26 protein-coding genes are annotated in these 25,878 nt (G+C 62.0%); 22 read left to right on the forward strand and 4 right to left on the reverse strand.

Annotation, left to right across the window (positions count from 1 at the left end):
• Window positions 1-300: 300 nt before the first annotated feature.
• The 3 genes from PIGHUM_RS18135 to PIGHUM_RS18145 all read left to right on the forward strand — a co-directional run bounded on the left by PIGHUM_RS18135 (window position 301) and on the right by PIGHUM_RS18145 (window position 3,851).
• A complete protein-coding gene (locus PIGHUM_RS18135; protein WP_160142343.1) occupies window positions 301-2,295 on the forward strand; it encodes a ParB/RepB/Spo0J family partition protein in 1,995 nt (664 codons plus the stop codon).
• An 828-nt stretch (window positions 2,296-3,123) separates the two neighbouring features.
• Window positions 3,124-3,432: a DUF736 domain-containing protein gene (locus tag PIGHUM_RS18140; RefSeq protein WP_124081126.1), complete on the forward strand. Its 309-nt coding sequence runs from the start codon at window positions 3,124-3,126 to the stop codon at window positions 3,430-3,432.
• Window positions 3,433-3,632: 200 nt separating this feature from the next.
• A complete protein-coding gene (locus PIGHUM_RS18145; RefSeq protein ID WP_124081127.1) occupies window positions 3,633-3,851 on the forward strand; it encodes a hypothetical protein in 219 nt (72 codons plus the stop codon).
• Between the two features lie 325 nt (window positions 3,852-4,176).
• On the opposite strand, the gene PIGHUM_RS18150 is transcribed toward PIGHUM_RS18145, so the two are convergent.
• The 3 genes from PIGHUM_RS18150 to PIGHUM_RS18160 are packed head-to-tail and all read right to left on the reverse strand — an operon-like array spanning window position 4,177 to window position 5,224.
• The gene (locus tag PIGHUM_RS18150) at window positions 4,177-4,407 is read right to left on the reverse strand and encodes a hypothetical protein (protein ID WP_124081128.1); all 231 of its coding nucleotides are present in this window, start codon (window positions 4,405-4,407) and stop codon (window positions 4,177-4,179) included.
• A gap of 10 nt (window positions 4,408-4,417) precedes the next feature.
• Complete coding sequence (locus tag PIGHUM_RS18155; RefSeq protein ID WP_124081129.1) at window positions 4,418-4,879, reverse strand: NUDIX hydrolase; 462 nt, start codon at window positions 4,877-4,879, stop codon at window positions 4,418-4,420.
• Between the two features lie 57 nt (window positions 4,880-4,936).
• Window positions 4,937-5,224 (reverse strand): helix-turn-helix domain-containing protein, encoded by a 288-nt coding sequence (locus PIGHUM_RS18160; protein ID WP_124081130.1) that lies wholly within the window; start codon window positions 5,222-5,224, stop codon window positions 4,937-4,939.
• Window positions 5,225-5,467: 243 nt separating this feature from the next.
• Here PIGHUM_RS18160 and PIGHUM_RS18165 point away from each other — a divergent pair, with 243 nt between their 5' ends.
• The 13 genes from PIGHUM_RS18165 (at window position 5,468) to PIGHUM_RS18225 (ending at window position 18,324) form a co-directional block, all read left to right on the forward strand.
• Window positions 5,468-5,815: a DUF2958 domain-containing protein gene (locus PIGHUM_RS18165; protein ID WP_124081131.1), complete on the forward strand. Its 348-nt coding sequence runs from the start codon at window positions 5,468-5,470 to the stop codon at window positions 5,813-5,815.
• Window positions 5,816-5,955: 140 nt separating this feature from the next.
• Window positions 5,956-6,738, forward strand: a complete 783-nt coding sequence (locus PIGHUM_RS18170) for a DUF2285 domain-containing protein (RefSeq protein ID WP_124081132.1) — start codon at window positions 5,956-5,958, stop codon at window positions 6,736-6,738.
• A 126-nt stretch (window positions 6,739-6,864) separates the two neighbouring features.
• Window positions 6,865-7,152, forward strand: a complete 288-nt coding sequence (locus PIGHUM_RS18175; protein ID WP_124081133.1) for a helix-turn-helix domain-containing protein — start codon at window positions 6,865-6,867, stop codon at window positions 7,150-7,152.
• Between the two features lie 26 nt (window positions 7,153-7,178).
• Complete coding sequence (locus PIGHUM_RS18180) at window positions 7,179-8,027, forward strand: replication initiator protein A (RefSeq protein ID WP_124081134.1); 849 nt, start codon at window positions 7,179-7,181, stop codon at window positions 8,025-8,027.
• 302 nt (window positions 8,028-8,329) lie between these two features.
• Complete coding sequence (gene parA / locus PIGHUM_RS18185; RefSeq protein ID WP_124081135.1) at window positions 8,330-9,013, forward strand: ParA family partition ATPase; 684 nt, start codon at window positions 8,330-8,332, stop codon at window positions 9,011-9,013.
• Window positions 9,010-9,249 carry a chromosome partitioning protein ParB gene (locus PIGHUM_RS18190; protein WP_124081136.1) on the forward strand — a complete coding sequence of 80 codons (240 nt, stop codon included), beginning with the start codon at window positions 9,010-9,012 and terminating at the stop codon, window positions 9,247-9,249. The genes parA and PIGHUM_RS18190 overlap by 4 nt, the downstream gene beginning before the upstream one ends.
• A 32-nt stretch (window positions 9,250-9,281) precedes the next feature.
• Window positions 9,282-9,746 (forward strand): DUF2840 domain-containing protein, encoded by a 465-nt coding sequence (locus PIGHUM_RS18195; protein ID WP_124081210.1) that lies wholly within the window; start codon window positions 9,282-9,284, stop codon window positions 9,744-9,746.
• 58 nt (window positions 9,747-9,804) lie between these two features.
• Complete coding sequence (locus PIGHUM_RS18200) at window positions 9,805-10,308, forward strand: S26 family signal peptidase (RefSeq protein ID WP_246013307.1); 504 nt, start codon at window positions 9,805-9,807, stop codon at window positions 10,306-10,308.
• Window positions 10,309-10,752: 444 nt separating this feature from the next.
• The gene (locus PIGHUM_RS18205) at window positions 10,753-12,720 is read left to right on the forward strand and encodes a DUF3363 domain-containing protein (RefSeq protein WP_124081138.1); all 1,968 of its coding nucleotides are present in this window, start codon (window positions 10,753-10,755) and stop codon (window positions 12,718-12,720) included.
• 245 nt (window positions 12,721-12,965) lie between these two features.
• Window positions 12,966-13,262 (forward strand): CopK family periplasmic copper-binding protein, encoded by a 297-nt coding sequence (locus PIGHUM_RS18210; protein ID WP_124081139.1) that lies wholly within the window; start codon window positions 12,966-12,968, stop codon window positions 13,260-13,262.
• A 466-nt stretch (window positions 13,263-13,728) separates the two neighbouring features.
• Window positions 13,729-16,257, forward strand: coding sequence for a heavy metal translocating P-type ATPase (locus tag PIGHUM_RS18215; protein ID WP_124081140.1), 2,529 nt, complete (start codon window positions 13,729-13,731; stop codon window positions 16,255-16,257).
• A 59-nt stretch (window positions 16,258-16,316) separates the two neighbouring features.
• Complete coding sequence (locus PIGHUM_RS18220) at window positions 16,317-17,012, forward strand: heavy metal response regulator transcription factor (protein WP_124081141.1); 696 nt, start codon at window positions 16,317-16,319, stop codon at window positions 17,010-17,012.
• Entirely contained in the window at window positions 16,993-18,324 is a 1,332-nt protein-coding gene (locus PIGHUM_RS18225) for an ATP-binding protein (RefSeq protein WP_124081142.1), read from the forward strand. The genes PIGHUM_RS18220 and PIGHUM_RS18225 overlap by 20 nt, the downstream gene beginning before the upstream one ends.
• Before the next feature lie 138 nt (window positions 18,325-18,462).
• Here PIGHUM_RS18225 and PIGHUM_RS18230 read toward each other — a convergent pair whose 3' ends face one another.
• The gene (locus tag PIGHUM_RS18230) at window positions 18,463-18,936 is read right to left on the reverse strand and encodes an MgtC/SapB family protein (RefSeq protein ID WP_124081143.1); all 474 of its coding nucleotides are present in this window, start codon (window positions 18,934-18,936) and stop codon (window positions 18,463-18,465) included.
• 235 nt (window positions 18,937-19,171) lie between these two features.
• Between PIGHUM_RS18230 and PIGHUM_RS18235 the strand changes: the two genes are divergently transcribed.
• From PIGHUM_RS18235 to PIGHUM_RS18260, 6 genes are all read left to right on the forward strand, one after another.
• A complete protein-coding gene (locus tag PIGHUM_RS18235) occupies window positions 19,172-20,071 on the forward strand; it encodes a cation diffusion facilitator family transporter (protein WP_124081144.1) in 900 nt (299 codons plus the stop codon).
• A 907-nt stretch (window positions 20,072-20,978) separates the two neighbouring features.
• Window positions 20,979-21,692 carry a methyltransferase domain-containing protein gene (locus tag PIGHUM_RS18240; protein ID WP_124081145.1) on the forward strand — a complete coding sequence of 238 codons (714 nt, stop codon included), beginning with the start codon at window positions 20,979-20,981 and terminating at the stop codon, window positions 21,690-21,692.
• The gene (locus PIGHUM_RS18245; protein WP_124081146.1) at window positions 21,689-22,417 is read left to right on the forward strand and encodes a methyltransferase family protein; all 729 of its coding nucleotides are present in this window, start codon (window positions 21,689-21,691) and stop codon (window positions 22,415-22,417) included. Before PIGHUM_RS18240 ends, PIGHUM_RS18245 begins: the two co-directional genes overlap by 4 nt.
• Before the next feature lie 92 nt (window positions 22,418-22,509).
• On the forward strand, window positions 22,510-22,797 hold the full coding sequence (locus PIGHUM_RS24455) for a double zinc ribbon domain-containing protein (protein WP_124081147.1): 288 nt from the start codon (window positions 22,510-22,512) through the stop codon (window positions 22,795-22,797).
• 541 nt (window positions 22,798-23,338) lie between these two features.
• Complete coding sequence (locus tag PIGHUM_RS18255; RefSeq protein WP_124081148.1) at window positions 23,339-24,592, forward strand: TolC family protein; 1,254 nt, start codon at window positions 23,339-23,341, stop codon at window positions 24,590-24,592.
• A gap of 13 nt (window positions 24,593-24,605) precedes the next feature.
• Entirely contained in the window at window positions 24,606-25,793 is a 1,188-nt protein-coding gene (locus PIGHUM_RS18260) for an efflux RND transporter periplasmic adaptor subunit (RefSeq protein WP_342773218.1), read from the forward strand.
• Window positions 25,794-25,878: the final 85 nt, after the last annotated feature.

A 25,878-nucleotide genomic window follows, 5' to 3' on the forward strand; every position in this document is an offset into this window, starting at 1 on the left:
CGCCGGAAGACAACGGCAGGTCGTGGCACTCCGGCGTCCAAGGACGAATCCCCCTGGTGGACGCCTGCGCGCGCCTGGCGGCGCTTGCCTGGCATGTCCGGGGCGCTTCTTCCGTCAAGGGCCGCGGCCGGCCCCCGTGTCCTCGCCTGCGGCTGCGGGCCGCGCCAGGGCGGGCCGCTTCCTCCCTTGACGGCGCACCCCTGCCATGCCGCGTGGTGGGCATGGGCACGAAGGGCCACCCCGGCCCTTCGTGCCCATGTGGGGATTCACCCGCTGGGCATCCTCTCAAGGAGTCCCATCATGAACACCACAACCGTTGTAGAAACCCAGGCCGTGCAGGTGGCCGAACAGACCCAGGCCGTGATCGACAAGGCGCAGGTTGCGGCCCAGGAGGCGGCGGGCACCAGCCCGGCCGCGCAGGACACGCCGGCCGCCGAACTGCGCTTCATCGCACTGTCCCGGCTGCGCCTGTCCCGGCGCGATGTGCGCAAGACCGCCGTCCCGGTCGATGCCCTGGCCGAAAGCATCGCCCGCGTCGGGCTGCTGCAAAACCTGATAGTCGTGCCGGTGCTGGGGCAGGACGACCTGTTCGAAGTCGTCGCAGGCGGACGGCGCTGGGCCGCACTGCGGCTGCTGGCCAAGCACAAGCGCATCGCCCGCGACCAGACCATTCCATGCCTCGTCGTGCCCGACGACAGCGCCGTCACCGTGAGCCTGACCGAGAACGTGCAGCGCCAGGACATGCACCCGGCCGATCAGTTCGAAGCGTTCCTGGCCCTGGTCAACGAGGGGCGGCCGGTTGAAGACATTGCGGCCGATTTCGGCGTGACGCCGCTGGTCGTGCAGCGCCGCCTGCGGCTGGCGCGCGTGTCGCCGCGCCTGCTGGCCGACTACCGCCAGGGCGGCGTGACGCTGGAACAGCTAATGGCACTCACGCTCACCGACGACCATGCAGCCCAGGAAGCCGCGTTCTACGATGCGCCCGCCCACGAGCGCGAGCCCTATGCGCTGCGCCGCCGCCTCACGCAGCGCGACGTGGATGCGACCCGCAGTCCGCTGGCCCGCTTCGTCGGCGTGGACGCCTACACCGCCGCCGGGGGCGGCATCCGCCGCGACCTGTTCGCCCAGGACGAAGGGGTCTACCTGACCGACGCCGACCTGCTGGCCCGCTTGTCAACGGGCAAGCTGGCGGTCATGGCCGCCGGTGTGCGCGCCGAGGGGTGGAAGTGGGTCGAGGCGGCACCCGTCTTCGGCTACGCCGAACTGGCCGGGTTTCGCCGTGCCCCACAGGTGCAGCGCGAACCGACCGCTCGGCAGGCCAAGCAGATCGCCAGGCTGCGCGCCCGGCAGGCCGAGATCGAGGAAGCCCTGCACGCTGCCGAGGAAGCCGAGGACGAGGACGCCGCCGCGCCGCTCTACGAGGAAGGTGAGCGCGTTTGCGAAGCCCTGGACACGCTCTATACCGGCCTGCTGGCCTACGCGCCTGAGACGCTGGCGGTTGCCGGCGCGGTCGTCACGCTCGACCGCGAAGGGGCGGTCGTCGTGCATCGCGGGCTGATGCGTCCCGAGGACGCGAAGGACGCCACCCAGGCAGCGCAGCCGGGGGACGGTACGAACGCCACCGACGGGGACGGCGCGAACAGCCCGGATGCGCCGCCGCAGGCCACGCCCGCCAAGACCCTTTCGGACCGGCTGGTCCGCAACCTGAGCGCGCACCGCACGGCCGCTCTGCAGGCCGAGGTGGCAGGCAAGCCTGACGTGGCCCTGGCCGTGCTGGTGCATCGGCTGGCGCTGGACGTGTTCTACGGCGGCAGCGACAGCCTGATGCAAATCCACGTTCATCCCCAGGACGGCCTGCGCCAGTACGCGCATGAACTGGCCGCAAGCAAGGCAACGGCCGAGTTCGATGCGCTGCGCACGGCATGGCGCGAACGGCTGCCCGTCGATGACGCAGAACTGTTCGACGCCTTGCGCCAGATGAAGCGGGCCGACTTGCTGGCGCTGCTGGCCGTGTGCGTGGCCGGCACGGTGGATGCCGTGACGCGCGACGAGCACGATACCCGCGCCGATGCGCTGGCGCGGGCCGTCAAGCTGGACATGAGCGCCTATTGGCAGCCCACGGCCGAGGCGTATTTCAACCACGTCCCGAAAGCCCACATCCTGGCCGCGTTCAAGGCGTTCAAGCCGGGGGAAATCAGCCGGGTAGCAGGCTATCAGAAGGCGGTCATGGCAGCGGAAGCCGGCCAGCACGCCACGGCTGCCAAGTGGCTGCCCGCCATGCTGTGCGCCGCATGATCGGCCGATGACCCGGGCGGCGGGCTCGCCCGCTGCCTGGGGCGCTGCTGCGCCCGCCGTTCCTGCCGATGCTGGCAGGAACGGCGGGCGTTTTGCGTGCCCATCGAGGGCCGTGCAAAACGGGTCGCCGCGTCCCGGTTGTGCCCGGGACGCGGCGGCCAACGTCCACGCCAGGCCGCCGTCCTGGTGGCCCATCGAGCGCCGCAGGCGGCGGGTCACGCCGCACCGCTGCGGGCCGCCGGGGTGCCGGCAGATTGGCGCCCGTCCAGCAGGCCGGGCGGATACGCATCTACGCCTGGATGCGACCGGGCCGGTTGTGCCCGATGCCGCCATCGCCCACCCTGGCGAGGTGAGCGTGCCGGTTGCGGCACGCCGCGCCCGAACCGGGCGGCGGGCGGACCGTTCACCACGCCGCGCCGATCCTGCCCACCTGGAGGCACCGGGGCTTTGTCGCCTTCCCGCCCGGCCGGAATCTTCGACATGTCCACGTCAGCGAACCGCATCACCCGCCATGTCACCACGGTGCAGGGTCTTGCCAGGATGCTTCCCGGGCAACGTCCTCACCCGATCGCACGGCCTTGTTTATGTGAATCCTGGCTGCGGCACGGCGGCCCGGGGGGCCACCTCGGGCTTCATCGGCGCAACCGTCCGGCGCAACGATTTTCCCCTGCGCGTGCCGCGCATTCCTCGCGGGACAAAATCGCCGCGTCTCCCGGTCGTCCACTGCGTTTCCGCCCCTGCGGGGTGCGCCGCGCCCGGTCCTCGCCTGACCGGATCACACAAGGACGCGCAATCGGGCGCGGACTTGAACCCTCAAGGAGAATCATCATGGCCAACATCGGCACCTTCACCGCGCAAGACAACGGCTACAGCGGCACGGTCCGCACCCTGACGCTGAACGTCAAGGTCAAGATCGTTCCGTCCGACCGGGAAGGCGACAAGGCCCCGGACTTCCGCATCCTGGCGGGCAACTTCGAAATCGGCGCGGCGTGGAAGAAGGTCTCCAACAACGACCGACCCTATCTGTCGGTCACGCTCGACGATCCGAGTTTCCCGGCCACGATCTACGCCAGGCTGATCGAGAACGAATCGGGCAGCCACGACCTGATCTGGTCGCGTCCCACCAAGGCGCGCTGATGCTCACCCGCCCGGCCCGCCGGGCGGACGCCGGCCCCGGCTTCGCCGTGGCCGGCATCTTCATGCGGACAGCGTGCCGCGTGCAGGCCAACGCCCGGCCTTCGCTTGGTCCGATTCGTCCGGCGTGCGTAGTTCCACGTCTGTCCTCACGCCGGCAGGGCCGGGACAATGGCGAACCTGACTTCCACCCGTGAGAAGGCATGATGGACGAGCTGCGCGTGGCCTTGTTGAAGAACTGGCGTGCCCTGGGGTTTCGCTATCCGGTCTATGGTGTGCTCGATGCCGAGGAGCTTGCCCTGGACGCGCGGGCGACGCTGGTGCTCGATAGCGGTCATCATTGCATCGTGCAGGTCGAGGACGTGCTGCTATTACCTGGGATCGACGTTCACGACCTGGTTCCTGCCAGGTTCGATAGCTGATCCGGGCGTCCCCCGGCGCTGGCCGGGTCGCGCTGGCGTGCTGCGCATCGAGCCGGCGGCGGCGTCTCGACCTGCCGGCTTTCATCGCTGACGCGAATCCAATCCCTTTGCCATCTGCCGAAGCCATGTCAGCGGGCCGTGGATTTACGTATCGACGTGTCCGCACATTTACGTGTCTACGACTTTACGGTTCGACGCCATGCCGCTTCGGCGGAACTACGGCTTCGCACAGAAACGACTTTGCGGCGTTTAGGCTTTCAGGTTCCGCGCAGATACGGATCTACGCATAGGGGCATGTACGGCTTTGCGGGTTCGCTTCTGGCTTTCATTCCGGCCAGTATCGGGTCGCCAGCACCACGACGCCAACGACGATCAGTAGGCCAAGCACGGCGATCAGTTCCGCCTCCATGTAGTCCAGGTCACGCTTCATTTTGCGTACGCTCGGATAATGCCCCAGCGTCAGGAGGTTGAGCACCAGCCAGCCGGGCCAGAAGAACACGGCCACGAATGCCAATTGCCGCAACACGAAGCCGAGGAATCCCAGGACGTGTTCCACGTTCCGCTCGCTACCGCGCTGCGGGAGTTATCCCCGCATCGGCCAGGATGGCCGGAATGTCGTCGGGAAAAACGGCCTCGCCGGTGCTGCGCAGTTCATCCAGCGTCCACCAGCGATGCTCGGTCATGACGTCGCGCTCCAGCTCGGTCCAGCCGTCTTTGGATAGGGGCTGTTCCTCGACCCGCATCAGAAAGAACCGTTCGTCGGCACGCACGTAAGAGCCATCCGGCATCTGCATCTCGAACGCGCGCTGCGCGATCGGTGCGCCGATGTCGTCGACCGTGAAGCCGGTTTCTTCGCGCAGTTCCCGCCGCGCGGCGGCCTCGAAGTCTTCGCCTTCATCGACCGCGCCGCCGGGCGTAGCCCAGAAATCGCGGCCGGCCAGCGGCCCGCGCCGATGCACGAACCGGAACAGCAGCACGCGGTGGGCGGCATCGACGATGAGCAGGCGGGAGGACGGGCGGGTACGCATGGACAGAATCCTTGGGGGCATTCTAGCCGCCTGGCATTTCGACACCTGCCTGGACCGTCAGAGGTCGACCTTGGACAGAATGGTCTCCAGCTCCCGGCGCACCTGCGCCAGAACATGATCGGCCTGGCGCGCATTGCCGGCATAGGCCAGCGTCAGCAGCGTGACGGGGTGGACCTGCATGACCTCGCACAGCTCGGCCAGCTTGTCGAGCGTGGGATTCTTCAGCCCGCGCTCCAGGCTGCTCAGGTACGTGCGGCTCGACACGTCCGAGAAATCCTCCTGGCTCAGTCCGCGCGCCTTGCGCGCCTTCCGGAGCGCGCCCGCCAAGTTGTGTTCGGTCGCCATCCCGTCTGCCCAAAAAACAGGATGACAGCCGATTGCACCCTATAGGACTACAATCTATAGGGCTCATTTTAGGCCCGGACCGTCAATCCGGCTCCACGGATCGACGTTCTTACGCTGAGACCGGCCACGGCCGGCCCGTGCCGGCGGAGACTGCTGCCTCCTGGCTTGGCCTTGGAAGGCCGGTGTACACCCGCTATCATCGGCCGCGTGGCAACCGCTTCCGGCCGCGTTCAGGAGATCGCCATGCCGCTCATCACCGCCGCGCAGCATGCCCGCCTGCTGGATCAGGGCCGGCAGCGCGCCCGCGATCCCGGCTTCGATCCGGTGCCGGTCGCCAAGGTCTACACGCCGGATGCCGGCGTGGTGTGGCTGCTGGCCTATGCCTACCCCGATGACCCGAGGCGGTTGCATGGCTTGTGCGATGCCAATACGGGCTTCCCGCAGCTTGCGGACATTCGCCTGGATGACCTCGAAGCCATCCGCGGCCCGCGGGGCGTGCCACTGGCTGCGGACCCCCGTTTTACGCCGACGCGCACGCTGTCGGACTACGCCGCGCGGGCAATCGCCCACGGCGCATACGTCGAGGACTAGCGCCGCTGTGCGGCGGCGCTGGCCCGGCGTCCTCTCGAACATCCCCAGCCAGCGGCTCGCTGCCACCCACCGCTGACTGCCTGGCCCGCTCCGGCCTACCGGCCGGGGTCGGGGGTGTCTTGCTTGCACGAGAGGAACCGATGCGTGCGTCTGACGATGATGCCGCGCCCTGGGAGGCGACGGCGGCCTACCTGTATCTGCTTCAACTGGACCCCCCCGCGCTGGCGTGGGAATACCTGCGCCGCGATCCGGCCTACCGCGCCTGCTGGCGCCGGTTCGGCCGGCGGGCCGGTGCCGAGGCGGCCCGGCCCTGGGGCCTGGCCTGGCTCGCGGACCCGAACCGGGACGCGCGCGATGCGCATCCGGTCTGGGATGACTGCCTGCCTTCGCTGCTGCACCTGCGTGCAACCGGCGGCCAGACGGGCGCAGGCCTCGACCTCTGGCACATTCCCGGCCCCAAGCGCCTCATCGCGCTGCCCGACGGGTTCGCGCTGGAGGCGGGCGACGGCGCGCACGTGCTGCGCGCCCGGCTGGGCTCGGGCGTGCTCGAAGGTCAGCCGGTGTTCTGTACGGTGCCGCTCGATGCGCGCCTGCATGCGCAGGCGGCGCTGCTGGCCGCGCATGCGGCCCACCTGGCGCCACGCCGCGCGTGTCCACGGGCGCGGTATGCAGCGAGCCATCTCGTGCCGCTGGCCGCGCGGCATCATCTTCACGCCCTGCAGGCGCTCGATGGCGCGCGGGCCGGCGCTTCGCAGCGCCACATCGCGGAAGTCATCTACGGCCGCGACCGGGTGCATGCCTACTGGCACACCGACAGCGCGCTGCGTGCGCAACTGCGCCATAGCCTCGCGCGCGGCTTCGCTCTGATGCGCGGTGGCTATCGGGACTTGGCCGGGCTGCGTCCGGCCTGTACCCGCAGATAGACCCGCCGACAGGGAGAAAAACAAGCCCCCCTTGAATCTCTCCCTTCCGCCTTCGATACCCTCTGCCAAGACTGTCTCCAGCCGGCGGGAATTGGCCCGCCAGCGCATCGCACTGCTGGAGGCATCATGGCCACGTCCCCCGTTTCCCTGTCCGCCCCATCCGCGCCCGCGCACGCTGTCGTCGCGGCGTCCGCCCGCGCGCCGCGCTACCTGACCAATGACGAGGCCGCCGACTATCTGCGATTGTCTCCGCGCACGCTGGAAAAACAGCGCGTTCAGGGGGGCGGGCCGCAGTTCAGAAAGTTCGGCCGGCGCGTGCGCTACGCCATCTCGGATCTCGACGCTTGGGCCGACGAGCATAGTTATTCCATGACCTCCGACCCCGAATACCTGGACCGCCGCGCCGGCCGCTGACGGCCTGGCGCATCCGGGGAACGGTCATGGCCAAGCGGCGAACCTCCGCCGGCGAGCGCGAACAGCTTGCGCTGTTCCAGGCGCTGCCCGGCGACATGCGACCGCGCGACGCGCGCGATCTCATGTCGTATCCCTTTTTCTCGCTGGCCAAGCAGAAGCGCATCGCCCCCATCGACTTCGAGGCCGGGCCGGTGCGCATCCGGGTCGAGGGCGTGCCCGAGCACGGCATCGCCACCATTTGGGACGCCGACCTCATGATCTGGGCCGCCAGCCAGCTTGTCGCTGCCCGTGACCGTGGGCTGGCGACCTCGCGGTTGATGGCCGCCACGCCGCACGAAATCCTGACCTACACCGGCCGCGGCACCGCTCAGGATGACTACCGCCGCCTGCGCGCCGCGCTGGACCGTCTGCAATCGACGACCGTGGCGACCTCGCTGCGCCAAGCCCATAGCCAGCGATTGCATCGGTTTTCGTGGGTCAACGAGTGGAAGGAAATCGTGCGGCCCGGCGGCCGCTCGGCCGGCCTCGAATTGATCCTGCCCGATTGGTTCTACAGCGGCGTGATGTCCGATGCCTTGGTGCTGGGCATCGACCCGCGCTATTTCGCCCTCACGGGCGGCATCGAACGATGGCTCTACCGGCTGGTTCGCCGCCACGGCGGCACGCAGCGGATGGGTTGGGGATTCGAGCTGCGTCACCTGTACGCCAAGTCCGGTAGCCAAGCCCGTTATTCGGACTTCGCGCTGGACGTGCGGCGGCTCGCGCAGCGCCAGGCGCTGCTTGGCTATCGCCTGCGCGTGGCCCATGCCGGTGGCGTCGAACAGCTGTTTTTCTACCGCCAGTCGCATCGGCCATCTGACACGCCTGCGCCCTGATGGCGCACACAGAGAGAGGGGTAAACCCAATGTGGATAACTTGTGGACAACCTTGTGAATATCTTGCGGATGCGTTCGGGGTTTTGGGCGCACGCGATTCGGGGTTTCAGGCGCAGAAAGTTCGGGGTTTTAGGCGCAGCGATGGCTGGAAAGCCGCGCCAGCATTGGCGATCCGGGGCGCTCCTAACTCTCTAACTAAAAGACTAACTAAGATTGATAGTGGGAGATCGTCTGCTCAAACCTTGAGCATCGACCCACGCGAGGCCGTACAAAGCGGTCGGCAATCTGAACCGTGGCCGGTCATGGCCGGCGCGCTTGACGCCAGCCTCGACCCGCCGCGTTGCGGCCAGGTCATCGCGCTGGCAACCCAGAAAGGCGGCGCGGGCAAGACCACGTTGGCCACGCACCTGGCCGGAGAACTCGCCTTTGCAGGCTTTCGGGTCGTGCTGATCGACGCGGACCCGCAGGGCTCGGCCTCGGACTGGGCCGAACGCCGCGCGCAGAACGCCCGTCAGCGCCTGTACGGCGTGATCGGGCTGGCCCGCGAGTCCTTGCATGTCGAAGTCCCGCAAATCGCCCAGGGAGCCGATTTCGTGGTGATCGACGGGCCTCCCCGGGCCGAGGCCATCACGCGCTCGGCGCTGCTGGCGGCCGACCTGGTGCTGGTGCCCGTACAGCCGTCGGCGTATGACGTATGGGCCAGCAGCGACATGGTGCGCTTGGTCCAGGAAGCGCGAATCTACCGGCGCGAACTGCGGGCGGCCTTCGTCATCAATCGCAAGGTCGTGCGCACCGTCGTCGGACGCGAGGTGCGCGAAGCACTCGCCGATCAGCCGCTGCCGGCGCTCGCGGCCGACGTGTCGCAGCGCATCGTGTTTGCCGACAGCGTGGCGGCGGGCCTGCTGGCCCGCGAACGCGACGAACACGGCGCGGCGGCGCGCGAGGTTGCACGGCTGACGGCGCACGTGCGCGAGGCGTTGCAATGAGCGGGTCGCGTGTCCGCGCCGCCATCGGCCAGCGCCCGGCTTCGACCGCCGCGACGGCCTGGGTGCAGCGCGGCGATGCGCGGCTGCCCACGCCGGCCTACACGGCGCGGCTCACCATTGATGTCACGCCCGCGCTGCGCGGGCGCATCAAGGTGACCGCCTTTCGGCGCGGCGTCACCGCCGCCGTCATGCTGCGCGAACTGCTGGAACGCGAGTTTCCGGGAGAGGCATCGTGAACGCACCGCCGTCTCGCCCGGACGTGTCCGGCATGCGCGTGGCGCTGGCGACCGTGGCCCAGCGCGTGCACATCTGGCTGCGGTTTGGCGCGCCGCAACGCATCGTGCGTCTGGACGACTGGCGGCGCCTGGCCGTGTTCCTGCCGGGCGCGGTCTGCTGCCGCGTGAGTTGGGTGGCCAACGACTACGGCACGATCGCATGGCGGCTGATGGTGATGCAGGCGGCCACACCCGTCGACGGCATCCAGCGCGTGGCCGGCGTGACGCCCGGCGCACGCATCCTGTTGCGCGCAGACGGCGAGCGCAACGTCAAGACGATGTTCGGCCTGATCGCCACCATCGAGGCTGCGGACATCGCGCCGGTGCAAGTCAGTCCCGCCTATTGGCGGACCGTGCACAACCGGCTGGCGGCGCGGCTCGTGCCGCCGGCTTATACCGCCGAACGGCACGCGGCATATCTCGCACGGTGCGTGCTGGTGGACGATCGTCATGCTTAGCGCCTCGCGTCATCACCGCGCTCCCACCTGGCGCACTCGCGCTGCGGTGCTAGTCGGGATGGCCGCAGGGCTGGCGGCGCTGTTTGCGCCCGGCCTGCTGCGCGCCGTGTCGCCGCAGCCCGCGGCCGTACCGCGTCTGGTCTACAACGCCACCGACAGCGTGCCGCGCGGCTTCTACGTGATCGCCGCGCAGCCGCCGGGCGTCGGGGATCTCATCCTGACGCGCCTGCCGGCTTCTGCGGCGCGGCTGGCCGCGGAGCGCGGCTACCTGCCGGCCGGCGTGCCGCTGATCAAGCCGATTGCCGCCAGTTATGGGGATCACGTGTGCGTGCGCGACGGCAAGGTGCGCATCAATGGCCATGTCGTCGCCCGTACGCTTGCTGCCGACAGCAAGGACCGGCCGCTTGCGGCCTGGTCCGGCTGCCGGTTGCTCGCCGAGGGCGAATGGTTCCTGCTCAGTACCGACAATCCGGCGTCGTTCGACAGCCGCTACTTCGGTCCCATTCCGCGCATAGCGGCCTACGGCCTGGCCGTGCCGCTCTGGGTGTGGGGTGCGCAATGAACGGTACGTGCTCGGCCTGTCGCCTTGCGCGCCGGCTGTACCGCGCCCTGCGGCGTGCGTGGACAGCGCGGCGCATCCGCGATGCCGTCGGCCTAGCCTTCGACCCGCGCCCACTCGTGCAGACGGCTTGCCCGCGTCCCGGCTCGCCGGTCACGCCATGCCCGCCCGGCCTTCGGCCATCGCATGGGCACGGCGCGCCCGGCATCGGCCGGGCCTGCAGATGGTCCCCGCCGCCAGGGCGCCGGGGATGGGCGGACGGTAACGGCGAGGGCAAGATAAAAGGGCCAGCACGGAGCTGGCCGGAAAGCCTTGTCTGCACGTGTTGGGGGACGGCACGGCGCCGAGGGGCGCATGTGCCGTTGGATGGCGCGCTGGCGCATCGGTACAGGCTGCGCCAGGTGCCGTCTGCGCTCATCTGCGCCCGCCTTACCGGGAGCGCGGCAGATGGCTAGGTCCGACGAGGACCGTTTCCGGCCACGTCCCGCGCCGCCCCGACAGCGCGGTGCTGACGGCGAGCGCTTCGTGTCGCTCGTGCGCCGCCAAGCTGCCAAAGCGGGCCAGGCGGCCGGTCGCTCGGCACGCGGCAGCCAGTTCGGCCGGGGCCGGGCGGCGACGCGATTGCGAACCGGGTCGGCGTCGCTGCGCAGCCGGCGCGTGGTCATCAAGTCGCGGTTTGTGTTGGTCCGCCCCGGTTCCGACGCCATCGCGGCGCACCTGCGCTACATCGAACGCGACGGCGTGACCCGCGAGGGCGAGCGCGGCCAGGCCTACGGCACTGAGACCGACGAAGCGGACACGCAGGCCTTCGTGGCGCGCAGCCAGGACGACCGGCACCAGTTCCGCTTCATCGTCTCCAGCGAAGATGCAGGCGAGTTGGGCGACCTGCGCGCCTTCACCCGCACGCTGATGCGGCGCATGGAGGTTGACCTGCAAACCCGGCTGGACTGGATCGCGGTGGACCACTACGACACGGACAACCCACACACGCACATCGTGCTGCGCGGGCGCGCCGATAATGGGCAGGATCTGGTCATTGCGCCGGAGTATATGAGCCACGGCATGCGCGAGCGCGGGGCCGAGCTGGCGACCGAATGGCTGGGGCCGCGCACGGAGCGCGAGATCGCCGATACCTTGCAACGGGAAACCCAGCAGGAGCGGTTCACGACGCTGGACCGGACACTGCTGCGCATGGCGGGCGATACCGGCCTGGTGGATACGTCGGGATTGCGAGGCGACGTGCCTTACCAATGCGCGCTGGCCGCCCGCTTGCAGCACTTGGCCGGCATGGACCTGGCTCATCCTTCAGAGGCGGGCCAGTGGCGGCTGGACGACCAGATGGAAGCCACCTTGCGCCGCCTAGGTGAGCACGGCGACATCCTGCGCGCGCTGCACCGGGCCATGCGCGACCAGGCGCGGGAGTTCGTCATCGAAACGGGGCCGGAAGTACGCGAGCCGATCATTGGCCGCATCGCCGGCAAAGGACTGGTCAACGAGCTGAGCGATCGCAGCTACATCGTGATCGATGGGGCCGACGGCCGGGCGCATTACCTCGCGCTGCCACCCGGCATGGTGCTGGCGGATTTCCCCAGCGGCGGCGTCGTGGAAGTGCGGCCCATCCCCAAGAGTGCAGCCGACAAGAACATCGACCGGCTGGCGCCAGACGGCATCTATCGGACGGCCGACCATCTGGCCGAACTGCAACGCAGCCAGGCCAACGACAGCCGCGCCAAAGGGCGGGGCCAGGAACGCCGCCCGAGTCCAGAGTCTGTCGTGCGCTCGCACGTCATGCGGCTCGAAAGCATGCGCCGCGCCGGCATCGTCGAACGCATCGAGGATGGCGTCTGGAAAGTGCCGGGCGACCTGTGCGAGCGCGGGCGGGAACATGACCTGAAGCTGCGCCACGGCATCCACGTTGCCGTGCCGTCCCACCTGCCGCTGGCACGCCAGATCAATGCGCTGGGCGCGACTTGGCTGGACCGCAAACTGATCGACGGCGGCAAAGAGCTGACTGGGGCAGGCTTCGGCGGAGAGGTCCGAGAGGCCATGCAGGCGCGAGCAGCCTACCTGGAGCGTGAAGGACTGGCCAAGCGCCAGGGTGAGCAAGTCATCGTCGCGCGCCGGCTGCTGCACGCCTTGCGCGACCGGGAAGTGGCCGCAACCGCCCAGACGATCGCGGCCGAGACAGGTCTGACCTATAAGCCGCTCGGCGAGGACGGCCAAGCCAGCGGCGTCTATCGGCGCTCCGTCACGCTGGCCAGCGGCCGCTATGCGATGCTCGACGACGGGCTCGGTTTTACGCTGGTGCCGTGGCGACCGATTCTCGCGCAGCGTCTGGGAGAATCCATGTCCGTGTCAATTGAGAATGGCCGGGCGACATGGAGTTTCGGGAGGTCAAAATCCCTAACGCTATGAACTTGGGTAGGTTCTCGGGTTCAGGCAGAGGAGCGAGAACTGGACGGCCGATTAATGAATGCCACCGCAGCTATCGTCTTACGACATCGGCTACACACTCAGCCCGTGGCCGACTCAGCATTCGTCGCCACCTTACATAAATGTAATCAGCATGTCGGGGGCTGGTTATCAGGAGCTCTTTAACATGAAGCCGTGCTAAAGCATGTGGGGGGCTGCCCCTCACCAATACTCAAGGAGCATGACCAATGAAACTGAAGATCGCAATCGCGGCGCTGTTCGCTGCTACGGCTACCCTTTCCCTTCCGGCGTTCGCGGATCACAAGGCCCGTGAAGCGTCGCGCGATGTCATCTCGCTTGCAGACGGCGGAACGCTGTACATATTCCAGGACGGCAAAATGGCAAAGGCAAATCAGTTTGGACGGGCAGTTTATCTGAAGAACGGTGAAGTTCTCCCAACAACTGACGGTAAGCGTGTGCAGGCTTCCTCAAACGAGATAGCCAAGCTGACCACGCTTCTCATGGAAGACTATCCGGGCGACTAAGCGCAATTTCCAGGGGCCTCTGCAGAAGTATGGCGAACTATTGCGTCTGCAGCTATCAACCAATATCCGAGGGCTTGGATGCGAGCCCTCTGTATGTATTGGTGCTACGCCGAATCGCATCAGCCACCGAGAGTTGTTGTCTCCAATCATGCCTCAGCGGGGGTCATGCCTGAGTGGGATGGTCGCGTCGCGGCCTAGATGTTACCGAGGCGTATGCGGCCGCCGACGCCTGTGACGAATTCGGTCATTTGCATGAGTTGACGTATGTCCTATTCTCTGCGTTGGTCAGTTATTGGTCACGTGATCCCCGAACCCACGGCGATGGAAGCACTCAGCGCAGCAGAACGTAGTTCTTTCCGTATCTATAGCAATAGCTAGCAACGGCAAAACGCGAACTGCAAGGGGGCTGGAGGTCGACCGACCCCGGCTCGTCGGAGTCGGTCCTTTTACTCACAGAATGTTGGTTATGACGACGAAACTCCGACTGGATATCCCGATACTCCTGCCGAACGTGCCCGATGCTACGGATACGTGCGTCGAACGGCTGGTCGCGGATTTGCAGGCACGCCCCGGCGTCGAAGGAGTCCACGTCCGGCCAGCGGAAGGTGATTCGCCGGCCCAGCTATGCATCCACTACAGTACAGAATTTCTGACGTTATCCCGGATACGCGATATTACGCAGGCCGCAGGCGCGAGGATTACCAGCCGTTTTGGCCATGGGCAATGGCAGACCGTAGGCATCGGCCACCAACGACGGGCAGAAACACTGTCAGAGCAATTGCGTCTTATGCCAGGTGTATTAGAAGCCGCCGCGAGCGCAACGGGGCGCGTTCACGTCGAGTTCGATCGCCAGCGCACGTCGGAGGCCGAGATTTTCGCCGCGATGACTCAGATGGGCCTGCGACTGAGTGATGCGCACGAGGTGCCCTCCAACGATCAACATGGTCATGGTGCACATCCGCACGCGGAACATGGGCACGGCAAGTCTCAACCACCTGCCACCCGACACGCTCATAGTGGCGAGCAACACGACCATGCTCATGCGCATGGAGGCGTGTTTGGCGCGAACACTGAAATGGCCTTTGCGCTCATATGTGGCGCCCTGCTGGGCATTGGCTTTGCCATCGAGAAGCTGGCGCAGGGGCTGCCGGAATGGCTACCGCTCGCATGCTACGTTGTAGCGTATTTTTTCGGTGGCTTCTATACAGTGCGTGAAGCGATCGATAACCTGAAGCTCAAACGCTTCGAAATCGACACGCTTATGCTAGTTGCGGCGGCAGGTGCTGCAGCGCTTGGCTCCTGGCCCGAAGGCGCTTTGTTGTTGTTTCTCTTCAGCATGGGACATGCCCTGGAGCATTATGCTATGGGCCGTGCCAAGCGAGCGATCGAGGCATTGGCTGCGCTTGCCCCGGACACGGCGACGGTCCGGCGCAACGGGCAGATCGTGAACGTTCCTGTCGGGGAACTGATCGTTGGCGATATTGTCCTTGTCAGACCCAACGAGCGCTTATCCGCAGACGGTTTTCTCGTAGCGGGCACGTCCAGCATTAATCAGGCTCCGGTCACCGGCGAGAGCATTCCCGTCGACAAGAGTCCGGTCGTGGACCCAGCGGTCGCCCGCGCGCGGCCGGACGCGATCGACGCGGCAGCACGCGTCTTCGCAGGCACCATCAACGGCGCAGGATCGATCGAAATCGAAGTCACGCGCCGCTCCGCCGACTCGGCGCTGGCGCGCGTTGTCAAGATGGTAAGCGAAGCCGAAACGCGCAAATCCCCAACGCAGCGCTTCACCGACAGGTTCGAACGCATTTTTGTCCCCGTGGTGCTTGCGATCGCCGTTGCATTGCTGTTTGCATGGGTTGTTATCGACGAGCCATTTCGCGACAGCTTTTACCGCGCCATGGCCGTCCTCGTGGCGGCGAGCCCATGTGCCCTCGCCATTGCTACACCCAGTGCAGTCTTGTCAGGAATTGCGCGTGCTGCGCGTGGCGGGGTCTTAATTAAGGGAGGCGCCCCTCTGGAGGATCTCGGCTCGTTGAACGCAATGGCGTTTGATAAGACTGGTACGCTCACTGAAGGCCGGCCCCGGATCACCGACGTGGTGCCAGCTGAAGGCGTGACGGAAGAAGACCTGTTAGCGGTAGCCGTTGCGGTCGAGTCGCTGAGCGATCACCCGTTGGCTGGTGCGATTGCTCGTGATGGACGCGAGCGCTTGGGAACCCGAACGCCTTCTTCCGCCAGTGGCCTTGAGAACCTGATTGGTCGGGGCGTGAGAGCGACAGTCGACTCGCAAACCGTTTGGATCGGCAAAGCCGAAATGTTTGGAACTGACGGCGTGGCTCCGTTGAGTGCATCGGTCGCTGCCTCCATTGAGCGGCTGAGGGAGGCTGGTCGCACAACCATGATCGTACGACAAGGTGACAAGGATCTAGGCGCGATCGGCCTTCTGGATACGCCGCGGGCCAACGCGCGCGCCGCACTTCAGCAGCTCCGCGAGCTTGGAATAACCCGCATGATCATGATTTCTGGGGATCATAAGAAGGTTGCCGAGGCCGTAGCAGCCGAGGTCGGGCTCGACGAAGCTTGGGGCGATCTGATGCCCGAAGACAAGGTCAAGGCTATTCACGACCTGCGTGCGCAAACGAAGGTCGCCATGGTTGGCGACGGCGTTAACGATGCGCCCGCGATGGCCAATGCTACGGTGGGCATAGCCATGGGCGCTGCTGGCTCCGACGTAGCCTTGGAGACTGCTGACGTCGCATTGATGGCTGATGACCTACGCCACCTGCCGTTTGCCGTCGGACTCAGCCGGCATACCCGCTCCATTATTCGGCAAAATGTCTTTGTCAGCTTGGGAGTCGTGGCAGTGCTCGTTCCTGCGACGATCTTCGGTCTAGGCATCGGAGCGGCCGTCGCGGTACATGAAGGCTCGACTCTATTCGTGGTCGTGAACGCGTTGCGGCTGCTGGCCTACCGTGCTACGACCGCCACCTGAAGTCATGTAGTGGCCAATACATAGCCGCCGCTATCATAGGAACGAGAACGCGCCGGAGCATGAAGATCCTGGTCATCGAAGATGAAAAAAAGCTTGCAGCCTATCTCGCCGAGGGTCTGCGGCAAGAAGGCTATCAAGCCGACGTTGCACATACTGGGATGGACGGCTTGCATCTCGCGATCGAAGGACCTTATGACCTCGTCTTGCTCGACTGCATGCTACCCGGACTCGATGGAATCGCCGTGTTGAGCGCGTTGCGCCAGTCCAAGCAGGTTCCGGTGCTGATGCTGACTGCAAAAGGCGAGGTTGAGGATCGCGTACGTGGGCTACGCGCAGGCGCCGACGACTATTTGGCTAAACCTTTTGCATTTTCGGAATTGATTGCACGGATTGAGGCCCTGCTCCGGCGTGGCATCCCTCATAAACTTGCTCGAACTGACCGGTTAAAACTCGCCGATCTGGAAGTCGACCTTATCAAGCATCGCGCATTGCGCGGCGGAAGAGTCTTGGATCTCACGCCGAAGGAGTTCGCGTTGTTGACACTACTGATGGAAAATGCCGGCCGCGTATTGACACGTACACAAATCGCGGAGACGGTCTGGCATATCAATTTCGACACAGAAACAAACGTCGTCGAAGTCGCGATTCGCAGGCTGCGGGTAAAACTCGACGTCCCGTTTGAGCAGTCGCTACTGCACACGGTGCGTGGCGTTGGATACATATTGGAGAGCCGCAATGACGGGCAGCCCTCCTAGATGGTCTCTGGGCGGACGCCTTTCTCGGTGGTTTGCGCTCACCACTTTTGTTGGGCTCGCTGCAGTTTGCGCAGCGGTTTATCTAGAGGCGGAGGCGCACTTACGTGACAGACAATCCGATCTGCTAAACCAGTATCAGCAGACGTTGCGCTACCTAGCGTCCGAGAGCGGCGAAAATTGGGATATGTTTATCCACAAGCTCGACGACCTCGTCAGGGGAAGAACAGATGTATCGCTCGAACTTCTGTCGTCCGATGGAAATCAACTGTACCACGTTGGAACGACAAGCGTGTTCACGCTAAACCGACGATTCCGGCTTGAAAATGTCGGGCCGTCTATACGTTATGTGGAGGCGATGATATCCCTTGACGTTGCTCCCGATCAACTGCTGCTCGACCACTTAATCGTTGTGTTGACGCTAGGTGCACTGGTTGGCACGGCGTCTATTTCTGCGATTGGCTACGCATTGGTCAAGAAAGGGTTGGCACCGGTCGGGGGCCTCGGTCGGCAGATCAGCCAATTGACTGCTAGTAAGTTGGACGACGGCATGGACGGGTCCAACCAACCAACAGAGCTACAGCCACTTGTTGAGCAGTTCAATGAACTACTGCTAAGGCTTCGCGCAGCATACGAACAGTTGAAGGGATTCAATGCCGACGTCGCGCACGAACTACGCACGCCTCTCACGCTAATGGCGGCGAACAGCCAATTAATACTGCGCGGCGCGCATAGCACAGAAGAATTTAGAGATGCGATTGAATCCAATCTTGAAGACTTGAACCGACTGTCTTCCATCATTGGTGACATGCTGTTTCTTGCCCAAGCCGATCGGGGCGTGCGAGCCAGGCGAATCTGGGTCGAAAGCCTGCACGGGCTTTGCCAAACCGTCGCCGACTATCATGTTGAAGCATACGAAAACGAAAGGCGCAGGATCTACGTCACCGGTGACGCCGCCGGGCACTATGATGCATCGCTGCTTAAGCGAGCGCTTTCGAATCTAGTCGAAAATGCCTTGCGATATAGCAAGCCCAACAGCCCGATTGAAATCTCCATAAGCCGCCAAGCCGCCGGGGTTGACGTCTGTGTGCAAAGTCTGGGTGAAACTTTGACGCAAGACGTACTGACTCATATGTTTGAGCGCTTCTATCGTGCTAGCGACGATGTGGGAGCGAACAGGCATCATGGTTTGGGATTATCAATCGTCGCTGCTATCGCAGCGATGCACTCAGGTAAAACTATCGCGACTTCCGAGCACTGTATTACGCGGATAGGATTCTTTATCCAAGATGCGCGTCCGGATGGCATTTCATGAACACAAAAGTCTTCATAAGGAATATTGGTGCTGCTAGCGATTACGGCCTGGAACTATAGTCTCAGTGACGTCAACCAGGACCGAAGAAAAGTCCAGGCACTTGTGCGCTGCTAGCAGCACTGGAACGTACGGGACCGCTTAGTGCTTCCATCCTCGCAAGAGTCTCAACACAATGAGCGTGAAAACTGTCGCCACTATTGCAGTCATCGCATGGCCCATGCCTACCGTAACGCCTATGGCCGCAGCGATCCAAATACTGGCTGCGGTCGTAAGCCCCTTAACGTTCATCGCATTGTCTGATTTCAAGATGGCACCGGCGCATAAAAAGCCGATGCCGGATATTAGTCCCTGGAGAACGCGGCTAAGGTCTGTCATAGCCATTCCGGACTGGAGAGGAACAACCACAAATACGCAGGCGCCTAAAGCGACAAGCATATGTGTCCGGACGCCCGCTACCTTCCCCGCGAGTTCGCGTTCGTAGCCAAGAAGTCCTCCAAGGACCATGGAAACGAGCAGCCTGACAATAGCGCGGATGGCTTCAGCTGCGTCTGAAAGATCCGAAAACTCAGATAGAAAAACCTGAAACACAGAATCAGTGTCAATAGGATTCATGGCTTGATGACGTTGAAGGTTTAGAAGCGAGAGGTCTGGTGTAAACCATCATTCGATTATATACATCGAATAACCGGCTGGATATCGCGATAAAGATAAATGCTCAATTGCCTATTTCATCGAGAGGTTATAAGGCCTGCATGGATGCATCACTGCCGCCACTCGAAGCACGGCCCAACCCCAACGGCGGCGCTGCCTGGAAGATTAAATGCGTACACAGCTATGAGAAGCCACCATGAGCACTGAAAATGCGCGCGAATACGTTGCTGGTAATGAACGCTCCATGAAAATCGCATTTGCGTTAACGGCCACTTTTCTTGTCGTCGAGATAATAGGTGGTGTGCTAACCAAGAGCTTGGCGTTGATTTCGGATGCGGCGCATATGCTGACCGACACCACGGCACTCGGCATTGCGCTGGTTGCGATTTCGATCGCGAAGCGCCCGGCGGATAAAAAACGAACTTTTGGCTATTACAGATTCGAGATCCTGGCCGCCTCTTTTAATGCATTACTCTTGTTTGGCGTAGCTGCCTACATCATATACGAGGCTTACTTTCGGCTAAAAGCACCCCCTCAAATCGAATCTACGGGTATGCTTTTTGTAGCAGCCTGCGGACTGGTCATCAATTTGATCAGCATGCGGCTACTCTCGGCCAGGCAAGGCACGAGTCTGAACGTGCGAGGCGCATATCTCGAAGTCTGGAGCGATCTGATCGGCTCTATTGGTGTAATCGCGGGAGCTATTCTTATTCGATTCACGGAGTGGGCCTGGATCGATTCAGCCATCGCCGTTTTGATCGGGTTATGGGTACTGCCGCGGACGTGGATATTGTTGAAATCAAGCCTGAATATCTTGCTGGAGGGGGTGCCGGACGATGTCGACCTAGACAAAGTAGGAGCGAGCATCGTGCAAGTGCCTGGCGTTTTGAGCTTTCACGATTTACATGTTTGGGCGCTAACCTCAGGAAAAGTAAGCCTGAGCATGCATGTAGTCTACGACCCTAAAATAAACACTTCAGCAGAAATTTTACCAATCCTGCAGACCGTGCTCTCGAAAGAATTTGGCATATCTCACATGACGATTCAATTCGAACTCGTGCCATGCTCGCCATCTGCCGAAATGAATTTTATATAAAGACACGCGTCCAACGCAGTAATTGAAAAGTCCAATACATTGTGAACAAATATCTTATATCAAACCTCCGAGTAGCGAACGTTCGCTGCATTGGTGATTTGCGGTAGTAATATAACTCTATGCGCCGCCTAGTCATAATCCTGCTTTTGTTCGTTGTGCCTTTCCAGGGGGCCTGGGCGGGCGCGGCTCGCTATTGCCTGGAAGGGGATGGTGGCGGGCAACCCCATTTCGGGCATCATTTACACATTGATGTGGGCGACGACGAAAGCGCATTTCCGAAATCTCCCGTGCATGGCGATTGTGTTGCCTGCCACCTGGTTTCAATGCATGCGGTGTTTGCGTCCGGCCTATCGCTCATTGGCGCTATGCCGCTATCGACTATTAAATTTCCGCCAATTTGGCGGCCATTCGAGTCACGACCTGCCGCGGTTCCAGAGCGCCCCAAATGGCATCGACTCGCCAACCAGTGAGGCCTTTAGTTCTTATCAACTAATCGCTTCCCGGATTCACCTGTTAACTTAAAGGTGCAATTCAATGCGAGGCCACTCGACGGGATCGTCTCGAGTCCCCTGTGAATCATTGGTTGTTCTTGGACAACCGATGCCTTCACAACGACAACCAGCACCCAGCAAGAGTCGACGTCCACTAGGGCATGGGCTTTCGAGGGAACAGGTATCTCGGTCTGGGGCCCATCGCACAACTGGTCAGTGTAGTTTGAACCGGCCTGCTCCCAGAGAGCGCAGTTGGCAATATCCGACTGTGTGGACTAGACGCATACATGACATGGCATCTCGATAGCCGGCGCTAGTCCGCTTTGGTTCTACTACTGCTGCGTAAATACGCCAAGCGATAGCAACGTTCTGAACGCGCGTGTCACCACGTGATCGGCGTTGCTCAGGGGAAGGATATGAGTAACAAGGTAGACACCAACATTAACCAGCACAATGCTGGATGGTCATTCGAGAATATAAGCGAAGATTTCGACTCGCACATTAGCAAGTCTATTCCTCTCTATGAGAGCGGGCATCAGTTGGTATGTCATTACAGCGATTTCTTTTTGAAAGAAGACAGCCTCGTTTACGACGTTGGCTCCTCGACTGGTTCGCTGTTAATAAGGATTGCTGCACAGCATTCTCACAAGCGGCGATTAAAACTAGTAGGCGTTGATACTGTAGGTGATATGGTGCTCAAGGCACGCGACAACGCTGAGCATGATTCGCGTCTTACTTTCATATGCGCCAATGTATTGGATCTCGACTTTGAGCCTTGCGACATGATCGTCGCAAACTACACCATCCAGTTTTTGCCGCCACGAATACGCCAAGCGGTGATAGATAAGATATACCAAGCACTCAATTGGGGCGGTGCGTTTTGCATGTTCGAGAAGGTTCGCGCACCAGATGGCCGGTTCCAAGATTATGCAAACCAAGTCTACGTCGAATTCAAACTTGAAAGTGGTTTCAATGAGGCCGAGATTGTCAATAAAACACGCAGCATCAAGGGAGTAATGGAGCCATTCTCCACCCAGGGCAACTTGGATCTCTTACGCCGGGCTGGCTTTATCGACGTCATGACGATTCAAAAGTACGTGTGCTTTGAAGGGTTTCTGGCGATCAAATGAACAAAGCAGCTATCAGAGTCGGAAATTTCTTATTCCGCTACCGCAACGTCATCGGGCCAGCCGGCTTTCTTCTTGCCGCTCTGCTTACCAAGCCTTCATATCCTTTCGGAAACATGAGTTGGGACTGGGCGTTCGACACAATGGGCATAATCATCGCAATCTTAGGACTTATGGTGAGGATAGTTACCATCGGTTATGAATATATCGAACGCGGAGGGCGCAAGCGACAAGTGTATGCTTCCAAGTTAATTCAAAGAGGCATTTTTGGGCAATGCCGAAACCCTATGTACGTAGGCAATGCGTTAATCTGCCTTGGAGTCGTCCTATTGGCGCATTCCTACACGTTCTATTTCATCGTTCTACCATTTGTGTTATTGGCGTATATGTGCATTGTTGCAGCAGAGGAGGATTTCTTGCGCACGAAATTCGGCGTCGAATATGAGGAGTATTGTCTGCGTGTTAATCGCTGGCTGCCCTCTTTGAGTGGCTGGCACCAGTCGCTTGCGGACATGCAATTCAATTGGCGACGTGTCGTCGTGAAAGAATACAACACCATCTTTATTCTCGGCGTAGCACTGGCTTTGCTAAAGCTTTGGACGGACTATAGGCTTGCGGGCCCACACTCCCTGCCTGACGCGACGTACTTGGCAACGGGTTTGACGGCATGGGTAGCCTTATATATTGCTGCGCGTGTAGCAAAGAAGGCGGGACTGGTGCGCGTGTGATGCAAACAAGATTGAACTTCGCCTGAACTATATGCCTGGGTGCGTTGACGCGTTGATGAAAGCACAGGCGCACACAGGCAGGGGATGAAAAAATGGGAATTTTTGACAAACTGTTTGGCGGTCACAAGAGCCGCGATCAGCGCGGTAGCGGGCATCACAGCGGCGGTAGCCATGGATTTCGGCATGGTGTTCAAAGTGGAGGCACCGCGTCTTCTGCGATTGGCATAGCCTGCCCAGGGTGCAAGGCGATGAATGATGGATACTCAAAATTTTGCCGGCAGTGTGGCACGTCGCTTGGTCCTACGGTCTGCAAGCGTTGCGGCAGCTCAGTGCACCCAACCGCGAGCTTTTGTAGTCAATGTGGAGCATCTATTGACTAACGCACGTCTGTAAAGGGCTCGGACTCGCGGCAGAATTACAATTTTGTTATCTGGCGATCTTGTCAAGCCGAAATGCTGAAAGTTGCGCTAGACTGTCGCCAGTTCATAGTTTCGTGACGCCGTGCGTAGACTGTTCATCATTTTCTTGCTATTGGTGGTGCCTTTCCAGGGAGCCTGGGCAGGCGCTGCACGCTATTGCGTGGATGGCGATGAAGTTGGGCGGACACACTTCGGCCATCACATTCACATCGATGTAGGTGATGACGAAGGAACGCCTTCGAAAAAGGCGGTGCATGGCGATTGTCTTGCCTGCCACTTGGTCTCGATGCATGCGGTCTTTCCCGATGTAATGATGCCTACTGCTGAAATTGCAGTACGGGTAGTGGCTTTCGTTCCGATACGGGACGATTTCAAGTCGTGCCCCGCTAGCACTCCAGAACGCCCTAAATGGGCTTGCCTCGCTTAACCAGCGAGGCGCCTCGGTTTTTTTCTTTTCTTCCGCCCTCGCTGGATTCACCGTTCTTATTTCAGGTGTAATTCCATGCGATGCTGTTTGCTAGGGCTTGCTTTAGCCCTGGGTATACCTGCGGTTGCTCTGGCGCAACCTCCGGCACCCGATCCTCATCCCTATTTCGAACAACAAACGCTTGCTGGCGGGCCACTTACGCTCGAATCGGCGTTATCGCTCACCGCCAGTCATAATGCTTCGCTCGCCGCAGCGAGGAAAGAAGTTGAAGCACTGCAGGGCGCTATAACCCAGGCAGGCTTGTTGCCGAATCCCGACGTGTCTATACGGATGGAAGATACCCGGAGAGACGCTCGTACAACCATTGCAGAATTTGGCATCCCTATCGAGCTGGGCGGCAAGCGTTCTGCCCGGATCGACGCGGCCGAGCGCGCTCGTGGCGTGGCCATCGCCGACCTTACGTTGGCTCGCGCCAACATTCGAGCAGCGACCGTTTCAGCCTTTTTCAATGTTCTGATGGCTCAGGAAGATGTCCGTCTGACGCAAGGCGCCGTGGAAGTTGCAGCGCGTGCTGAAGATGTTGCCACACGACGAGTGGCCTCAGGCAAAGTCGCGCCGCTTGAGGAGACACGGGCACGAGTCGAACGTGCCAATGCCGATCTTGCCCTTGGGCAGTCGAAAGCCGTACTCGAAAGCGCTCGCGTGTCGTTGAGCGCCCTCTGGGGAGCATCAGCACCGCAGTTTTCCGAGGCGGTAGGCGACTTGGAATCATTGCCCGAGCGCTCGCCTATTTCGACGTTGCTTGCCCAACTCGACAACTCTCCAGAGCTGATCGTCGGCCGCATGGAAATTGAGCGGCGCCAAGCCACGGTACAACTCGAACGCAGTCGGCAGTATCCGGACATCCGCATCACGGCTGGCGCGCAGCGCGACTATGCGTTGGGCCGCAATCAGGCCATCGTGGGCTTGTCGATTCCTCTCCCGATCTTCAACCGTAACCAAGGCAATCTCTATGAGGCTACGGTTCGCGCCGACCAAGCAGAAGATCAGTTGCAGGCGACGCGTATCAGGTTAGGCCAGGAACTCCAGCAAGCGGCGTCGCGTCTGGTCTTCGCTAAGGCCGCCGCTTCCACCCTACGCTTGTCCGTCCTGCCTGGAGCACAACAGGCCTACGAGGTGGCGACGCTCGGATTCGAAGCTGGCAAGTTCAGCTTTCTAGACGTGCTTGATGCGCAGCGCACCCTATTCCAGGCCCGGCTACGGTACCTGTCCAACCTTGCCGACACCTACCAGGCTGCTATTGCGATCGATCGCATACTCGGCCGCTAAGGAAGTTCAAATCATGATGACCAGGAAGCAGACAGCAATTGCCGCGGCAATAGTCGTCGTAGGCATGCTCGCCATCTTCGGAGTGCTGCGCGGCACTGCCAACCAAGGCGGAGGAGATGCCTCCATCAAGGGTGAAAGTTCGTCCTCCAAAGATGGCACGGAACACGAGCTGGAGGGCCTTGTAAGGCTGAGCGATACGCAAGTTCGTGAAAGCAATATTGCAGTCACGCAGGCCGGTCCCGGCACCATACGAGTATTCAGGGAGTTCCCTGGAGAGATTCGGTTCAACGCTGACAGATTGGCACACGTCGTGCCTCGGTTGGCTGGCGTAGTTGAAAGTGTGTCTGCGGATCTTGGACAGCGTGTGCGCAAAGGGCAGACCCTTGCAGTCATTGCCAGTACCGGGCTTTCAGACCTACGAAGCGAACTGATGGCCGCTCAACGACGGGCTGCCCTGGCCAATCGGACCTATGAGCGCGAGAAGCAGCTCTGGGAACAGCGCGTCTCGGCCGAGCAAGAATACCTTCAGGCTGGTGCCGCACGAGAAGAGGCGATGATCGCAGTCCAGAATGCAAGGCAAAAATTGAACGCGATCGGCGTACCGACAAAGGCATCAGCGTTGAACCGATACGCCATGCTGGCGCCGTTCGAGGGAGTGATTACTGAGAAGCACATGACCTTGGGAGAGGCGGTCACCGAAGCTGACCCATCGTTCACGATTGCAGACCTAAGCACGGTTTGGGCCGAGTTCATCGTTGCGCCGCAGGATCTGGGCGCTGTGCGCGTCGGGGAGAGGGTCACGATCACATCGAGCGCCATGAGCGAGAGCACCGAAGGAACCGTTTCCTATGTCGGTCCGTTGATTGGTGACCAGACTCGGACAGCAACGGCTCGTGTCACGCTGGTGAACCCGGGCGGTGCGTGGCGTCCAGGGCTGTTCATCACTGTGCGGGTACGCCAGGAAGACCAACAGGTTCCCGTCGTCGTGAAAGCCGATGCACTACAGATGCTTGACGATAAGCCAACGCTTTTCAAAGCAGTGTCTGGAGGGTTCAAAGCACAGGCGGTCGTGCAAGGCCGTAGCGACGGCACGCTGGTCGAGATCAAGGAAGGACTTGAGCCAGGGGAGCGGTACGCCAGCTCCAACACGTTCACGCTCAAGGCGGAACTGGGAAAAAGCGAGGCCGAGCATGCCCACTGACATGAAGCTTGGCGTGCGGACAACGGGCTCTACGCTCGGCGACCTGCTGCGGCTCGGCGCGTTAGACATGCTTCGAGTGCAATGC

This window comes from Pigmentiphaga humi, from assembly GCF_900606115.1.
Lineage (GTDB): Bacteria > Pseudomonadota > Gammaproteobacteria > Burkholderiales > Burkholderiaceae_B > Pigmentiphaga > Pigmentiphaga humi.

Excerpts from the sequence above, each read along its gene's own strand:
- PIGHUM_RS18135 (WP_160142343.1), top strand. The coding sequence starts at position 301 with ATGAACACCACAACCGTTGTAGAAACCCAGGCCGTGCAGGTGGCCGAA.
- PIGHUM_RS18140 (WP_124081126.1), top strand. The coding sequence starts at position 3,124 with ATGGCCAACATCGGCACCTTCACCGCGCAAGACAACGGCTACAGCGGC.
- PIGHUM_RS18145 (WP_124081127.1), top strand. The coding sequence starts at position 3,633 with ATGATGGACGAGCTGCGCGTGGCCTTGTTGAAGAACTGGCGTGCCCTG.
- PIGHUM_RS18155 (WP_124081129.1), bottom strand. The coding sequence starts at position 4,879 with ATGCGTACCCGCCCGTCCTCCCGCCTGCTCATCGTCGATGCCGCCCAC.
- PIGHUM_RS18160 (WP_124081130.1), bottom strand. The coding sequence starts at position 5,224 with ATGGCGACCGAACACAACTTGGCGGGCGCGCTCCGGAAGGCGCGCAAG.
- PIGHUM_RS18165 (WP_124081131.1), top strand. The coding sequence starts at position 5,468 with ATGCCGCTCATCACCGCCGCGCAGCATGCCCGCCTGCTGGATCAGGGC.
- PIGHUM_RS18170 (WP_124081132.1), top strand. The coding sequence starts at position 5,956 with ATGCGTGCGTCTGACGATGATGCCGCGCCCTGGGAGGCGACGGCGGCC.
- PIGHUM_RS18175 (WP_124081133.1), top strand. The coding sequence starts at position 6,865 with ATGGCCACGTCCCCCGTTTCCCTGTCCGCCCCATCCGCGCCCGCGCAC.
- PIGHUM_RS18180 (WP_124081134.1), top strand. The coding sequence starts at position 7,179 with ATGGCCAAGCGGCGAACCTCCGCCGGCGAGCGCGAACAGCTTGCGCTG.
- parA (WP_124081135.1), top strand. The coding sequence starts at position 8,330 with ATGGCCGGCGCGCTTGACGCCAGCCTCGACCCGCCGCGTTGCGGCCAG.
- PIGHUM_RS18190 (WP_124081136.1), top strand. The coding sequence starts at position 9,010 with ATGAGCGGGTCGCGTGTCCGCGCCGCCATCGGCCAGCGCCCGGCTTCG.
- PIGHUM_RS18195 (WP_124081210.1), top strand. The coding sequence starts at position 9,282 with ATGCGCGTGGCGCTGGCGACCGTGGCCCAGCGCGTGCACATCTGGCTG.
- PIGHUM_RS18200 (WP_246013307.1), top strand. The coding sequence starts at position 9,805 with ATGGCCGCAGGGCTGGCGGCGCTGTTTGCGCCCGGCCTGCTGCGCGCC.
- PIGHUM_RS18205 (WP_124081138.1), top strand. The coding sequence starts at position 10,753 with ATGGCTAGGTCCGACGAGGACCGTTTCCGGCCACGTCCCGCGCCGCCC.
- PIGHUM_RS18210 (WP_124081139.1), top strand. The coding sequence starts at position 12,966 with ATGAAACTGAAGATCGCAATCGCGGCGCTGTTCGCTGCTACGGCTACC.
- PIGHUM_RS18215 (WP_124081140.1), top strand. The coding sequence starts at position 13,729 with ATGACGACGAAACTCCGACTGGATATCCCGATACTCCTGCCGAACGTG.
- PIGHUM_RS18220 (WP_124081141.1), top strand. The coding sequence starts at position 16,317 with ATGAAGATCCTGGTCATCGAAGATGAAAAAAAGCTTGCAGCCTATCTC.
- PIGHUM_RS18225 (WP_124081142.1), top strand. The coding sequence starts at position 16,993 with ATGACGGGCAGCCCTCCTAGATGGTCTCTGGGCGGACGCCTTTCTCGG.
- PIGHUM_RS18230 (WP_124081143.1), bottom strand. The coding sequence starts at position 18,936 with ATGAATCCTATTGACACTGATTCTGTGTTTCAGGTTTTTCTATCTGAG.
- PIGHUM_RS18235 (WP_124081144.1), top strand. The coding sequence starts at position 19,172 with ATGAGCACTGAAAATGCGCGCGAATACGTTGCTGGTAATGAACGCTCC.
- PIGHUM_RS18240 (WP_124081145.1), top strand. The coding sequence starts at position 20,979 with ATGAGTAACAAGGTAGACACCAACATTAACCAGCACAATGCTGGATGG.
- PIGHUM_RS18245 (WP_124081146.1), top strand. The coding sequence starts at position 21,689 with ATGAACAAAGCAGCTATCAGAGTCGGAAATTTCTTATTCCGCTACCGC.
- PIGHUM_RS24455 (WP_124081147.1), top strand. The coding sequence starts at position 22,510 with ATGGGAATTTTTGACAAACTGTTTGGCGGTCACAAGAGCCGCGATCAG.
- PIGHUM_RS18255 (WP_124081148.1), top strand. The coding sequence starts at position 23,339 with ATGCGATGCTGTTTGCTAGGGCTTGCTTTAGCCCTGGGTATACCTGCG.
- PIGHUM_RS18260 (WP_342773218.1), top strand. The coding sequence starts at position 24,606 with ATGATGACCAGGAAGCAGACAGCAATTGCCGCGGCAATAGTCGTCGTA.